Annotated in this window: 9 protein-coding genes; 6 read left to right on the plus strand and 3 right to left on the minus strand. The window is 72.7% G+C overall.

Annotation, left to right across the window (positions count from 1 at the left end):
• Window position 1: 1 nt before the first annotated feature.
• Complete coding sequence (locus D7X99_RS02315; RefSeq protein ID WP_158626898.1) at window positions 2-3106, plus strand: ELWxxDGT repeat protein; 3105 nt, start codon at window positions 2-4, stop codon at window positions 3104-3106.
• Between the two features lie 17 nt (window positions 3107-3123).
• Here the strand turns inward: D7X99_RS02315 and D7X99_RS44615 are convergent, their stop codons facing one another.
• Window positions 3124-3273 (minus strand): DUF3969 family protein, encoded by a 150-nt coding sequence (locus tag D7X99_RS44615; RefSeq protein WP_121776264.1) that lies wholly within the window; start codon window positions 3271-3273, stop codon window positions 3124-3126.
• A 306-nt stretch (window positions 3274-3579) separates the two neighbouring features.
• On the opposite strand from D7X99_RS44615, the gene D7X99_RS02325 reads away from it, so the two are divergent.
• From D7X99_RS02325 to D7X99_RS02335, 3 genes are all read left to right on the plus strand, one after another.
• Window positions 3580-4245 carry a DUF4476 domain-containing protein gene (locus D7X99_RS02325; RefSeq protein WP_121776265.1) on the plus strand — a complete coding sequence of 222 codons (666 nt, stop codon included), beginning with the start codon at window positions 3580-3582 and terminating at the stop codon, window positions 4243-4245.
• 143 nt (window positions 4246-4388) lie between these two features.
• Window positions 4389-5507: a triacylglycerol lipase gene (locus D7X99_RS02330; protein ID WP_158626900.1), complete on the plus strand. Its 1119-nt coding sequence runs from the start codon at window positions 4389-4391 to the stop codon at window positions 5505-5507.
• A 31-nt stretch (window positions 5508-5538) separates the two neighbouring features.
• Entirely contained in the window at window positions 5539-6774 is a 1236-nt protein-coding gene (locus tag D7X99_RS02335; RefSeq protein ID WP_121776267.1) for a PQQ-dependent sugar dehydrogenase, read from the plus strand.
• 216 nt (window positions 6775-6990) lie between these two features.
• On the opposite strand, the gene D7X99_RS02340 is transcribed toward D7X99_RS02335, so the two are convergent.
• Window positions 6991-8355 (minus strand): sigma 54-interacting transcriptional regulator, encoded by a 1365-nt coding sequence (locus D7X99_RS02340; protein WP_121776268.1) that lies wholly within the window; start codon window positions 8353-8355, stop codon window positions 6991-6993.
• A gap of 189 nt (window positions 8356-8544) precedes the next feature.
• Between D7X99_RS02340 and D7X99_RS02345 the strand changes: the two genes are divergently transcribed.
• Window positions 8545-9651 carry an ADYC domain-containing protein gene (locus tag D7X99_RS02345; protein ID WP_147476003.1) on the plus strand — a complete coding sequence of 369 codons (1107 nt, stop codon included), beginning with the start codon at window positions 8545-8547 and terminating at the stop codon, window positions 9649-9651.
• 24 nt (window positions 9652-9675) lie between these two features.
• Here the strand turns inward: D7X99_RS02345 and D7X99_RS02350 are convergent, their stop codons facing one another.
• Window positions 9676-12900, minus strand: coding sequence for a serine/threonine-protein kinase (locus tag D7X99_RS02350; protein WP_121776270.1), 3225 nt, complete (start codon window positions 12898-12900; stop codon window positions 9676-9678).
• Window positions 12901-13137: 237 nt separating this feature from the next.
• On the opposite strand from D7X99_RS02350, the gene D7X99_RS02355 reads away from it, so the two are divergent.
• Window positions 13138-13911, plus strand: a complete 774-nt coding sequence (locus tag D7X99_RS02355; protein ID WP_147476004.1) for a hypothetical protein — start codon at window positions 13138-13140, stop codon at window positions 13909-13911.
• The last annotated feature ends 23 nt before the right edge of the window (window positions 13912-13934 follow it).

The following is a 13934-nucleotide window of genomic DNA, read 5'->3' on the forward strand; positions in this document are numbered from 1 at the left end:
CATGGCCGGAAGGTGGTCGTTGGTGGGAGGCCTGGCCTTGTGGCTGGGCCTGGGGTGTGGCGGCTCCTCCGTGGAGCCCGCCCCCGCCGCCAGGGACGCGAGGCTGGAGGCGGAGGCCGCGCCCTTCTTCGTGCGCGACCTGCGCCCGGGCCCCATGGCGGCCCTCCCCGGTGCGAACCCCGCCGGCTTCGTGCAGGTGGGGGCGACCGTCTTCTTCACGGTGGACGACCGGCTCCATGGCCAGGAGCTGTGGAGGACGGACGGCACGCCGGAAGGCACGGCCCTGGTGACGGACCTGCTGCCGGGCGTTGAGGGTTCGGAGCCCACCCACCTCACGGTGATGGGAGGGCAGCTGTACTTCGCGGCCCGGCTGCTCGCCTCGAACCCGGGGCTCTACGGCATGTGGAGCACGGACGGCACGGCGGCGGGCACCCGGCTGCTGCTGACCCTGCGCCAGCGCCCGACCTTCGTCACCGAGCACGGCGGCGCCCTCTACTTCCAGGCCCCGGGCCTGGACAGCCCGCAGGGCTTCACGCTCTGGAAGAGCGACGGCACCCCCGCCGGCACCCGGATGCTGAGGGAGGAGTCCTCCGCCTACATCCGCACCACCCCCGTGCCCGCGACCTGGATGGGGGACACGCTCTACTTTGGCGGCTTCTCGGACGCGACGGGGGCGGAGCTCTGGACGTCGGATGGCACGCCCGAGGGCACACGGCTCCTGAAGGACAGCATCCCCGGCCCGAGCGACATGCTGCCCGGCCCCGAAATCGTCCGGCTGGGAGACCGGCTGGTGTTCTGGGGACTGGGGTTGGACAACGACTCGCACCTGTGGCTCAGCGACGGCACGGGCCCCGGGACCCAGGTGCTGAACGCGGTCCGCCCTGATTCGTATTTCTATGGCCCCAGGCCGACGCCCATCGTGGCCGTCGGGGACCTCGCCTACTTCAGCGCGTGGGATGCCCAGGCGGGACAGGAGCTCTGGCGGACGGACGGCACGCCCGGGGGCACCGCGCGGGTCGCCGACCTGGTCCCCGGCGCCGGGGACAGCGCCCCCGTGAACCTCACCGCCCATGAGGGACGCCTCTACTTCCACGCCCTGGACGCCACGGGCCAGCGCCAGCTGTGGAAGCTGGACGCCCCGGACGTGCTCCCGGAGCGGGTCGAGGGGGCTCCCGCCCCGTTCCCGTCCAAGCCGGAGCCGCTTCGGAGCACGCCCGCGGGCCTCTTCTTCCAGGGGTGGGAGGACTCCCAGCCGCGGCTGTGGCTCACGGACGGCACGCAGGCAGGGACGCGTCCGGTGTCGCCGCTGGCCTCCGGGCGCACCTACGGGCTGCAAGCGTGGGCGTGGGACCGGCTGATCATCTCCGCGTCGGATGGGGAGCTGCTGCTGACGGACGGGACGCCGGACGCGACGCGCACCGTGCTCGCCGCCACCGCCGGGGAGCTCAGCGCCTTCATCAACACCCACCTTGGCCAGACCGTGAACCTGGATGGAACGCTGTTCTTCACCTCCCCGGTGATGCGCAGAACCCCCTGGGGGCTCGATGAGTATTACTGGCCGCTGTGGGTCAGCGACGGCACGGCCGACGGGACGCGGGAGGTGTTGAGCCAGTTCGGCAGCATCTTCGCGCGGGGCCCCGGCAACCTCACCCCCGTCAACGGGCGCCTCCTCTACCTGCTCAATGGATACGACGCCCTCGAGCTGTGGGGGCTGGACGGCGCCACCTTCAAGACAGAGAAGCTGAGCGAGGCCGGCTCCCCTAGCGGGGGCCCCAGCCTCGTGGGCACCGCGACGCGGGCCTACTTCGGCCGGCTCGACGCAGCCACGAAGAGGATTTGGGAACTGTGGACGACGGACGGCACGGCGAAAGGCACCCTGCGGCTGGTCGCCGCCGCGGAGGCGTCCTCGTGGAGGACCCGGTTCCACACGCCCGTGGGGGACCTGCTCTACTTCACCTGGCAGAAGGAGTCGGGTGGGGACTCGCTCTGGGTGAGCAACGGAACCCCCCAGGGCACGGTGCGGATCAAGCTCCCGTTGGAGGCGACGGACAGCTTCGACGTCCAGGGGCTCTTCCCCTCCGCCCGGCGCGTGTTCGTCTGGACCCGCGTGAACGGGACCCATCAGCTCTGGGTGACGGAGGGGACGGCGGAGAGCACCCGCTTCGTCACCGCACTGCCGGACCTGGAGGTCATGAATGAAGTGGCCACGGTGGGCGACTCGCTGTACCTCGTCTTCAGCACCGGCGACGGCCTGCCCCGGCTGTGGAAGGTCGAGGGCCAGACGCTGAAGCCGCTCCACACCTTCGGCACGACGCGCAACGCCCCGCGCCCCCAGAGTCTCACCGCGCTGGGAAACCGGCTGGTGTTCTGGGCCTCGGACGGCGTGAGCGGCTACGAGCTCTGGACGAGCGACGGCACGCCCGAGGGCACCGTCCTGCTGAAGGACCTGAACCCGGGCCCGGCGGGCGCGGTGGCCAGGCCGGGCCCGCTGATGGCACTGGGTCCGCAGGGGCCGCTCGTCTTCGCCGCGTCGGATGGCACCTCCGGCCTGGAGCTGTGGAAGACGGATGGCACCGCCGAGGGCACGGTGCGCATGGCGGACGTGCTGCCCGGCCCGCGCGCCTCGTCGCCGGGACTCCTGGGCGCGGCGGGCCGGCACCTCTTCTTCTCCGCCTGGGCACCCGGAGCAGGACACGAGCTGTGGGCCCTGCCCCGCGAGGTCGCGGACGTCACCCCGCCCACCCTCACCTGTCCAGGGAAGATCCAGGCCAAGGCGCTCACGCCGGAGGGCGCCCCCGTGGACCTCGCGAGGGTGACGGTGACGGACGCGCAGGACGCGTGGCCCACGCTGCGCCTGAACCCGGCGTCAGGGAGCATGTTCCCCCTGGGCACGACCCCCGTGCGGGCCACCGCGCTCGACGACACGGGCAACACGGCCACGTGCACCTTCGAGGTCGAGGTGAAGGAATCCCTGAACGACAGCGACCCCGGACCGTCGGAGGACGGGGGAGGCTGCCAGCAGGGCGGAGGCGGCGCGAACGCGGGCCTCCTGGGAGGCCTCCTGCTGGCGCTGTGGGCGATGCGGAGTCGAGCTGCTCGGAGGTGACGAGCACCTCCCTGACCCTAAATCCTTGCCAGCCACCTTTCGCCCTCGGGTGAAGGGGCTGGCAGGGCCGCGAGCAGCTTCAGGAGCCTGTCTTCGATTTCCGCGATGGAGCGGCTCAGGGCTTCTGGCACGAGCTGCCCCACGTCTTCCAAGGAGCGCCAGTACATCGTGCGTGCGGCGCACCGGTACCAGTAGTCCCCGGCGGGCTCGGATGACGCCGGCTACGGCTTCCGGCCGGTGCGCACGGTTCTCAAGAAGTAGAGAGCCCCCCAGAGCCCACCGAGCCGGAGCGCCCATGGGCCTGCTCCGGTTCGGGGGGCCTCTGCTTTTCTCAGACAATGAGTCCGGGTTCGCTAAAGCCGAGCCATGTGTCTCATATGAATAAATGCGCGGACGGTGCGTGAAGACGGCACGGCGGCGGCAACGCTTGAGCGTACCGACCGCACCGAACCCGTTTGCCACCAGGACTTCACATGAATCGCATCGTCCGTGCCGCACTCGTTTCGTCCCTGTTCATTTCGTCCGCCAGCTTCGCGCAGGACGCGGAGTTCAACATGCAGGTGGACATCGATGATCAGGACATGCCCTCCGCGCGCATCAAGATGAAGACGACGACGAACGTGAATGGCGAGGAGACGACCACCGTGAAGGTGCGCGGCGGCGGCGCCCGGATGGACGTGCAGATGACGGGTGGAACGATGGAGTCGGAGAGCCACAGCGAGACCCGGACGACGGAGACGCGGCGGGAGCCCCGGATGGACTCCCGGCCGGAGAGGCCGATGGCCGACGAGCCCTCTCACCGCGACTGTGGCACGCGTTCGGACGAAGGCTGCATGATGCGGCGGGATGGGCAGTTCCCGATGGACGCCTCCACCTGGCGCGGCTTCTACCAGTCGCTCAAGAGCGAGAACAACGAGATCGTCCGCCAGGAGAAGGCGGACAAGATGCTCAAGCGCGTCTACCTGACCGCGGCGCAGTTCGGCATGGTGCTGGACCTGTTCAACAATGAGATTGTCCGCCTGGACGTGGCCCGGATCGCCGCGCCGCACGTGGTGGATCCGCAGCACGCGCTGGGCTTCTCCTCCAAGTGGAGGAACTCCATCAGCGGCAGCGAGTACACGGACATCATCACCCAGTAGTCCGTGCAGACATTCCGGGCGAAGGGTTCGGGACTTCACGTTGACCCCTCCCCGGCGTCTGGGGCGGTCCTCACGTTAGGCTTGTCCCCATGACAAACAGGCACCGCGTCTATCTGGTCCCCGGATTCTTTGGCTTTACGCAGATGGGTGACAAGGAAACGGAGCGCATCGCCTACTTCCAGAACGTCCCCCGCTTGCTCGAACAGCGGTTCAAGGAGCGCGGCATCGATGCGCGGGTGCACGCCATCGCCTCCGCCCCCACCTCCGGGCTGGAGGTGCGTGCCCACGACGTGTTCCGGGAGATGGCACGGACCGCGAACGAGGACGACGCGCAGCTCCACCTCGTCGGGCACTCCACCGGCGGGCTGGATGCACGCAGTGTCGTCTCACCGCGCATGGCGCGGGAGGCTCCGGCCTTCGTGAAGCGCGTGCGCTCGGTCGTGACCATCGCCACACCGCATTACGGCACCCCGCTGGCCAGCTACTTCCACCAGGGCGGCGTGGGGAAGACGCTGCTGCGCTACCTGTGGCTCTTCACCTTCCTCACCCTGCACCGCAAGGCCATGCCCTTGCGGACCGCCGCGTTGCAGGCGTGCTACTGGCTCGTCCTGCGGAGCGAAGAGGCGAAGCTCCCGCCCAACCTCTTCAATCAAATCGTCCGGCTGACGGCCGACCTCTCCGAGGGTGAGCGCGAAGAGCTCATCCAATTCTTCAGCCAGGTGGGCGAGAACCAGGCGCTCGTCCAGGACCTCATGCCGGTCCGCGTGCGGGCCTTCAACGCGGACACGGCGGACCGGGAGGGCGTGCGCTACGGCTGCGTCGTCACGGGCGCGCCGCCGCCCAGGTTGTCCTTGCACCTGCTGCTCACCGCGGACGCGCTCCTGCACGGACTCTTCGCCCTCCTGTATGAGAAGAGCGCGCCCCTGTCCCGGGAGCTCCAGATTCCCGAGCGCACGCCGACCCAGACCCAAGCCCTCCAGGATGTCCTCGGCAGGAGGTTCGAGTCCCGCAGCGACGGCATCGTCCCGAGCCGCTCCCAGGTCTGGGGACAGGTCCTCCACGTCGCGACCGCGGACCACCTGGACGTCATGGGCCACTTCGACCAGCCCCCGGAGCACATCAGCTGGCTGAAGTCGGGCTCCCACTTCCAGGAGCCGCAGTTCCAGGCGATGTGGGACCGGGTGATTGACTTCACGGTGGGGGGCGCCGCGACTGTTCACCCAGGCAACGAAGAGGAGCGACGCGTGTCCAGCGACGGGTGACGTCCCACCCGTCCCGGCGGAGAGTCACCCCATGCGCCATGGACTCGTGACCTCGTTCCTCTCCGCCCTCCTGCTGAGCGCCGTCCCCGCAGCTCAGGCCCAGACGGCCCAGCCGGTGGAGACCGCGCCCCCGAACGTCCCGGAGTTCAAGCCCGCGTTCCCGCAGCAGACGCGCGCCCCGGAGGTGAAGACGCGCACGCCCATCGTGGTGACGGAGATCGCCTCGGGCTTCAACAAGCCGTGGGCCATCGCGTTCCTGCCGGATGGGCGCTTCCTCGTCACGGAGAAGCCCACGGGTTCGCTCTTCATCGTCACCGCCGCGGGCAAGAAGTCGCCCCCGGTGGCGGGCCTCCCCAAGGTCGACGGCCGGGGTCAGGGCGGGCTGCTCGACGTGGAGGTGGGGCCGGACTACGCGAAGAGCGGGCTCATCTACTGGACCTATTACGAGCCGCGAGAGGGCGGCAACGGGCTCGCGGTGGCGCGCGCGAAGCTGGTGGATGGCCGGAAGCCGCGCATCGAGGGCCTCCAGGTCATCTTCCGCATGCAGCCCACGCTCGAGTCCACGATGCACGCGGGCGGACGGCTCGTCTTCACGCCAGACGGCAAGCTCTTCGTCACGCTCGGCGAGCGCTCCATCCTCCCCGGCCGCGTCCAGGCGCAGGACCTGAAGAGCGACTTCGGGAAGGTGGTCCGCATCAACCCGGATGGCTCCATCCCCCAGGACAACCCCTTCGTGGGCAGGAAGGACGCCCGGCCGGAGATCTGGTCCTCCGGACACCGCAACATCCTCTCCGCGGCCCTGGACGCCCAGCAGCGGCTCTGGATCGTGGAGATGGGACCGCGCGGAGGCGATGAGCTCAACCGCCCGGAAGCGGGCAAGGACTACGGCTGGCCCACGATTGGCTATGGCGAGGAGTACTCGGGCGAGCCCATCCACAAGACGACGCAGGCCGCGGGCATGGAGCAGCCTGTCTATTATTGGGATCCGGTCATCTCGCCCTCGGGGCTCACCCTCTACTCAGGGGCGCTCTTTCCGGAGTGGAAGGGGAACTTCTTCATCGGCGGCCTCTCCAGCCAGGCGCTGGTGCGGCTCGTCTTGAAGGACGACCGCGTGGTCGGCGAGGAGCGCCTGCTCACGGAGCGCAAGGCGAGGATCCGCGAGGTGGTCCAGGGGCCTGACGGTGCGCTCTACCTGCTCACGGACGCTTCGAACGGCCGGCTGTGGAAGCTCACGCCAGGGGCCGTCCCATCGGGCCGCACCCCCTGAAGGCATCCTGGCGGAGTGTTGCCGCCACTGGCGCACCCTCCGGTAGCCCTGCGGTGTCGTGTACTGGAGGTGTCCCGGGCGGGCTGCCACGCCTGGGAAGGGCGGGAAGGGTCGGCACGCCAGCAGGCCAACGCGGCGCTGGTGGAGCGAAGCTGGCAGGTGCATCAGACTGGAGTTGCCCCCGTCAAATCGGACGGCTCAGGGTTGGAAGCGCTTTCAGCTCCTTCCGCCGGGTGTCAGGCCGTGCCGCTCCAGCAGGCGCCGCAGCTGCGTCCGGTGCATCCCGAGCGCCCGTGCGGTGGCGGCCACGTTGCCGCCGTGGTGACGCAGGGCCTGCTCGACGCGGCTCCGCTCGTCCTCGTCCAGGGGGCGGTGACGGGCGGGCGCGGCGGCGCCGGACGGAGCAGGAGGGGCATCCACGGGCGGGGCGGCGGTGCCGAACGCCGTCCCCGCGCCGGGGCCCAGGTGGCCCGCCTCGACGCGGGGCGCGTCCTGGAGCAGGGCCTGCTGCGCGGCGGCTCGCGCTTCGACGCGCAGCTCGCGGACGTTGCCCGGCCAGGGCCTCAGCAGACAGGCCTCGTAGAGGCTGACATGCGGTGGCAGGCCCGGCGCCAGCGCCTCCACGGCGCGCGCCACCAGGAAGGGAAGCTCCTCCGGACGCCGCCGCAGCGGGGGCAGTGAGACCTCCGGCCTGCCAATGCGGAAGTACAGGTCCTCGCGCAGCCGCCCCTGGGCCACCTGCGCGCGCAGCTCGCGGTTGCCCGCGGAGCAGACCTGGACGTCGACCTTCCGGGGCTTCGAGCCGCCCAGCGGGAGCACCTCGCGCGTCTCCAGCGCCCGCAGGAGCTTCGCCTGGACCCCCGGGTCCAGCTCCGCCACCTCGTCCAGGAACAGCGTGCCCCCGTCGGCCGCTTGCAGGTAGCCCTCCGCGTCTTCGGCGCCGGAGAAGGCACCGCGCCGCGCGCCGAAGAGCAGCCGCTCCGCGAGCGCGGCGGGGATGGCCGCGCAGTTGACCGCCACGAAGGGCCCCCGGCTCCGGGGACCGCGGTCATGGAAGGTGCGGGCCACCTGCTCCTTGCCGGTGCCGCTCTCGCCGTGGATGTGCAGCGTGAAGCCGTGCTGGGCGGAGCGCGCCACCTCCTCCAACAGCCGCTGGAAGGCGGGGCCCCGCACGAAGCCCTCCACCTCCCGCACGCCGTGGCGGGCCAGGGGGCCCACGTCCGGGCTGGGAACGAAGAGCGAGTCCCCCAGCCGGATGAGCCGCTGGGCCTCGCGCGGCACGCTGGGCGGCACCGGCTCGCCATCCACGGCGGTCCCGTTCTGGCTGCCCAGGTCCGTCACCCAGAAGCGACGCCCGTCGTGGTGCACGCGGGCATGGCTGCGCGACATCCGGGGGTCCTGCGGCGTGCCCAGCACGGGGCTCGCGCGTCCCAGCGTCAGCTCGCCCTGGAGGGGCACCGCCACCGCCATCGGCGTCCCCGCGCACGTCAGGCGCAGGAGCCCCGGCACCGGCGCGTCGTCCTCGGAGGCGCCCTGCCGGACGGGGCCGCTCGGCCGAAGGGTCGACGGGTCGTGTTCCATGCCGCGCCATCATACCCGTGCCACCGTGGCACGGGGCCTTGTGTCAGCGCGTGTGCCAACCGGCGGCTCGCGCGAGGGGGCCTCGGGGCGCGGCCGTTTCGCCGCGCCCCTCGCCGTGATGGCATGCGGCTCGCACGTGGGGGCCGCGAACGGCTCCCCGTCGGGAGCCCTTTCCCGAGGAGACACCTGGTGAAGCTTCTGCGCGCGTGGCTCGGATGTCTGGCATTGATGATGGGCGGTGGCGGCTGCCAGCTGACCGCGCCCGTACGGGTTCCTCCCAGCGAGGCGAAGGCGGAGCCCTCCGGCGGAGGCGGCTGCCCCACCGGCCAGTGCGACCCGGATCCGAACGGCCTGGGCATCTACATCGCGGAAGGCCAGAGCCACTGCTTCGTGTACGAGCGGTCCGCTCCGCTGTGTCCGGAGGGCTTCGTCAACACGCCCGAGGGCGTGGTCATGAAGGTCCGGCCCCGGGATGGGCGCCGCGCGGTGCTCGACATCCCGGTGGAGCTGGCCGGAGAGCCCGGCGCCGCGCCGCGCCTGCACGGCATCCATGCCACGCCCACGGACCTCTACCTCGCGGTGGCCGGTCCGGACGGCGCCATCCGCAAGCTGTGGGGCACGGACCTGGCGAAGCTGACCTTCACGTTCCTGCTGCCGGTGACGCCCGCGGATGGCGACCCCCGGAACCCGCGCTACGAGATGACCTGGACGCCGCTCGGCGCCAACCGCTTCCAGGTGCTCTACCGTCAGGTGGGGATGTCCGCCTGGCGGCCGCAATGCGCGGCGCCTGGAAAGGAGACCGTCGCCTCGCTGCTGCTCCCGGGGCGGCACGTGGACGGGCTGACCGCGGCGCTCCGGACGGAGGCAAGCGCGGTCACGCTGGCTTGCGCGACGGGAGCCATTGGCGTGTGTCTGGACTGGGGTTATCAGCCGTGGGATCCGGCGTCGCTGGGGGACACCCCGGAGCGGACGGCCGTCTACGGAGCGTGTCTCCAGGCCAAGCGCGCCGCGTACTTCGTGGGGCTCGGCGACGCCCGGACCTTCACGGTGAGCGGCACGGACTTCCTGCGGAGGGATGCCCATGGCTTCGGCCCGCGCTCCAGCGACCGGCTGGATGAGCTCGACCACGTCGAGGCGCTCTGGAGTCCCCAGGGCGCCGTCTGCCTCAACCCCCAGAACCGCAGGACCACCCTGCCGCTGCCCGCGGGCCTCCAGCTGCCATCCTGTGGCGTCGCGCCCCAATGGAGCGCGACGGCCGTGATGGCGACGGGCGTGCCCCGGCCCTTGAAGCAATAGGCGGGCAGCGCCTGGGACGCGGGGCTACGAGCCTCCGGGCTCCGGGGCCGCCTCGCGGATCCACGCGGCGTATTCCTCGCGCAACCCGGGGGCGAGCTCCACGGCTCGCGCGAGCGCGGCGCGCGCCTCCCCCCGCTCCGCCGCCGCGCCCCGCCCGCGAGCGCCCGCGAGCAGCAGCACGCCCCGCTGGGCATGGGCCTCCGCGCGCGCCGGGTCGAGCCGCAGCGCCTCCTCCACCTGTTCGAGCCCCTCGCGCACCACCGTCCGCGCCGCGCGGGGAGCCAGCGCCCACGCGAGCTCTCCACACACCCGTGCGCGCTCCAGCCGGGCGTCCGCGTAGGGATGGGCCCGCGTCGCCCGCCGAGCCTCGTCGAGCGCCCGGCGCAAGTGGGGCACGGCGTCCCGGCCCTGGCGCCGCGCGTGCTCCGCCGCCAGGCGCTCCACCGTCGCGCCCTGGATGCGGCAGTCGGCGCAGGCCGGAGCGCGCGTGGAGGCCTCCGCCAGCGCCTGGCGCGCCCTGGCGAGCGCCGGCTCCGGGGTCCCGCCCTCCCGCAGCGCCAGCCGGGCCTCCAGGACGTGCGCGCGGGCCCGGTGCAGCAGCGCGCGGTCCGACGCCGGGTTGAGCTCCAGCGCGCGCGCCACGTGCTGGAGCACGGCCGCGACTTCGGAGCGCGCGTCCCCTCCGGTGTCGAAGCGGAAGTGCCCCTGCGCCAGCTCCGCCACGGCCAGGTGGTTCAGCACGGCGGCGAAGCGGCCGTCCAGCGCGAGCGCCTTCGCGCCCGCGTCCCTCGCCCGCTGGACGTGCGCCGCCGGGTCCTCGCCCCTCGATTGACGCCAGGCGGCCTGCTCCGCGTGCAGCTCCGCCAGGTTGGCGTGGGCGAAGAGGTAGGAGGGGTCCGCCTCGGCCGCCCGCTGGAAGCACCGCTCCGCTTCCGCGTAGGCCCCGGAGGGGTCCACGCCGTGCTCCCGCTGGTGGTTGCCGCGCCAGCGGTGCACGAGCCCCAGGTCGTTGAGCGCCCAGGGGTAGCGCGGCTGCTTCGCGATGGCGCGCGACAGCCACGTGATGGCCTCCGCGAAGGACGCGTCCGGCGACTCGCCGTCCCGGGCCTGCCGCAGGCCCCGCATGAAGTGCCCGTAGCCCAGCGAGTCGTGCGCGAGCACGTCGTCCGGCGCCAGCTCCACGGCCCTGCGCGCGGCCTCCAGCCACGCGTCCAGCAGCGCGGGCGCGCCGCGCGGATCCGCCTCGCCCTGGAACGTCACCCGCCGGTACTGGTTCATCAACACCTGGGCCCTCCGGGTGTGGCCCGAGGCCCGCTCCGGATCCGCCTGGAGGCTCCGGTCCGCGGCGGCCTCGGCCCGCTCCAGCGCCCCCAGCCGGGAGCGGCCCTCGCGCCGGTCCAGCTCCGACACCTGCGACCAGACGTCCGAGAGCGCCTCGTGGGCCGCCGCGTCGCTGCGCGCCACCTCCAGGAGTTCGCCGTAGCGCAGGGCCGCGTCCGCGAAGCCGGCCCGCGCCCCCGCGTAGTCGCCCCGCTCCAGCAGCGCCAGGGCCCGCGCGGAGGTGACGTCCGCCAGCAGCTTCCGGGGCTCGGGGAGCCACGGCGCCTGCGTCACCGCCTCCCGCGCCGCCTGCTCCGCGGCCGCGAGGTCCTGGCGGTGGAAGGCGATGAGTCCCTCCAGGTAGCGCGGTGACTCCAGCGCCGCGCCCCTCGCCTGCTCGAGCGACCGCAGCGCGGGCGCGAGGTAGCGCGCCTCCAGCTCCCCGCGCCGCTGGGTCACCCACGCCGCGCCGCCGCTGCGCCGCGCGTCCTCCAGGGCCCGCCGGTAGCGCTCGCCCAGCACCTGTCCCAGCGCGGAGTGCAACTGCGGCGAGTCGACGCCCAGCTCGCGCGCTCGCACCAGGGCCTGGTGCGCCTGCTCGAACTCGCCCAGCGCCAGGTGCCCGCGTCCGAGCGCCAGCTGCACGAGCCCGTCCCCCCGTGCCCCCAGCCCGTGCCGCAGGGAGGCGATGGCCGCCAGCCGCTCACGGACGCGGCGCTGTTCGGGCCGCGTGTCGTGCAGGGGCAACGCCTGGGACGCGCGCACGAACCACTCCGACTCCCGCACCTGCTGGCCCAGGTGCTCCGCCAGCCGCACGCGCGCCGCGCTCTCCACCTGGAGCTCCCGCTCCGACAGCCACGAGCGCACCGCGAGCCCGCCGAGCAGCAACATGCCCGCCAGCGACACGCCCGACACGGCCACCAGCGCCCGGTGCCTGCGCGCCAGCCGCCGCAGCCGGTGGCCGGGGCCCGGCCGCCGTCCCAGGATGGGCTCCCCGTCCAGGTAGCGCCCGAGGTCCTCGGCGAGCGCGCGGGCGGAGCCGTAGCGCTGCGCCGGGTCCTTCTGCAGGCACTTGAGGCAGAGCGTCTCCAGCTCCGCGTCCAGGTGCGGCAGGCTCGCGCGCAGGGAGGGGGGCTCGTCGTGCAGCACCGCGTTCAGCGTCTCCAGCGGGGTGGCGCCGGTGAATGGCGGGACGCCCGCGAGCAGCTCGTACAGCGTGGCGCCCAGGCCGTAGACGTCGCAGCGCCGGTCGATGGCGCGCAGGTCCCCCCGCGCCTGCTCCGGCGCCATGTACGCGGGCGTGCCCATGACCTCGCCCGTGGCGGTGAGGCCGTGGCCCAGGCCCGCGTCGTACGCCAGCCCGAAGTCCACGATGACGGGCACGGGGCGGCCCGCCCCGTCCCGGGTGAGCAGCACGTTGGAGGGCTTGAGGTCGCGGTGGATGACGCCCAGCCTGTGGGCCTCGTGCACGGCCTCCGCCGCGACCCTCATCACGCGGACCTTCTCCGGCACGGAGAGGGACGCGGCGGCGCGGTCCAGCGGCTCGCCCTCCACGAGCTGCATGGCGATGTAGGGCCGGCCGCCCAGCTCCCCGGCTTCGAGCACCCGGCAGATGTTCGGATGGTCGAGCCGCGCCTGGGCGCGGGCCTCCTGGAGCAGCCGCATGGCGCGCTCGGGGGACGCGCCCCGCAGGAACTTGAGCGCCACCTCGCGATCCAGCCGCAGGTCGCGGGCCCGGTGGACCTCGCCCATGCCGCCCCGGCCCAGCAGCGACAGCAGCGCGTAGCGCTCGCGGTGGGAGGCAGGCGGGGACTCCACGGGCAGGAGCCGCTCCGCGTCCAGCGTGGGCAGGTCCACCGGCGCGGGGACTGGCGTCGTCGGCTCGCCGGCCGGAGGGCTCGCGGACGCGTCGCCGACGGAGGGTGCCATGGCCGCGAGGCTATCAAACGCGCTGGCACGCTGGCACGGCGCCCCCGTGCCAGTGGCACACCGCGGCCCGTGCCTCCGGTGCGCGCGGAGGCCGGTCCTCCCGAGTGAGGCGGCCTTCGGAGTCCACACGGCACGGGCATTGCTCAAGGCACGGGCATGGCGCGGCGGCGCACCCAGGCCCGGAGCCAGGGGCGCCCCACGTCATCCATCCATCCCATCACCGAGGACCTCCCCATCATGTCGAAGCTCCGTCACGCCCTGGTCGCCCTGTCGCTCCCCGCCCTGCTGTGGGGCTGCGGTCCCGAGGACCTGCCGTCCGGCACCGCGAATCCGGCCGCCCCCGGGACGCCGCTGCTGGCCACGCAGGAAGAGGAGCTCGCGGCGACCGGCGAGTACACCTGGGCGCAGGGCGAGGCCCTCACGCCGCTGGGCGCCAGCGCGGGCCGGGCGTGCTTCCTCACCCGCGTGGGCGGAGACTTCGAGGGCTCCGGTGAGCGCATCGACATCACGGAGAGCGGCGGCTCCTGGTACCTCGGAGGGGCCTCCAACCAGTCCGGCATCCGGGGCGCGGCGCGCTGCGTGGACGCGACCGCCTCCCAGCAATACGAGTGGACCCAGTCGATGGCGTACCCGGTCTCCATGGGCACGGCGGCGGGCCGCGTGTGCTTCCTCACCGGCGTCGCCGGCAAGTTCCACGGCAGCGGCGAGTGGGTGCGCGCCTATGTCGAAAACGGCTACTGGTACCTGAACGGCAACTCCAGCCAGAGCGGCGTGCGGGCGCGCGCGCGCTGCGTGGCGACGACGAGCTACACCGACGAGTTCGGCTGGGGGCAGGGCGGGGCCGCGAAGCTGATGGACCCCGTGGCGGGCCGCGCCTGCGCCCTGACGTACATGCGGGGCAAGTTCGAGGGTGGCGGTGAGTACGTCCGCACCTTCCAGAGCAACGGCTACTGGTACCTGGGCGGCGCCTCCGGTCAGGTCGAGGTGTCTGGCCGGGCGCGCTGCTTCTAGCAGGCGGCGCCTGATGGCGTGAC

The organism is Corallococcus sp. AB032C, assembly GCF_003668935.1.
GTDB lineage: Bacteria > Myxococcota > Myxococcia > Myxococcales > Myxococcaceae > Corallococcus > Corallococcus exiguus.

Excerpts from the sequence above, each read along its gene's own strand:
- D7X99_RS02315 (WP_158626898.1), top strand. The coding sequence starts at position 2 with ATGGCCGGAAGGTGGTCGTTGGTGGGAGGCCTGGCCTTGTGGCTGGGC.
- D7X99_RS44615 (WP_121776264.1), bottom strand. The coding sequence starts at position 3,273 with ATGTACTGGCGCTCCTTGGAAGACGTGGGGCAGCTCGTGCCAGAAGCC.
- D7X99_RS02325 (WP_121776265.1), top strand. The coding sequence starts at position 3,580 with ATGAATCGCATCGTCCGTGCCGCACTCGTTTCGTCCCTGTTCATTTCG.
- D7X99_RS02330 (WP_158626900.1), top strand. The coding sequence starts at position 4,389 with ATGGGTGACAAGGAAACGGAGCGCATCGCCTACTTCCAGAACGTCCCC.
- D7X99_RS02335 (WP_121776267.1), top strand. The coding sequence starts at position 5,539 with ATGCGCCATGGACTCGTGACCTCGTTCCTCTCCGCCCTCCTGCTGAGC.
- D7X99_RS02340 (WP_121776268.1), bottom strand. The coding sequence starts at position 8,355 with ATGGAACACGACCCGTCGACCCTTCGGCCGAGCGGCCCCGTCCGGCAG.
- D7X99_RS02350 (WP_121776270.1), bottom strand. The coding sequence starts at position 12,900 with ATGGCACCCTCCGTCGGCGACGCGTCCGCGAGCCCTCCGGCCGGCGAG.
- D7X99_RS02355 (WP_147476004.1), top strand. The coding sequence starts at position 13,138 with ATGTCGAAGCTCCGTCACGCCCTGGTCGCCCTGTCGCTCCCCGCCCTG.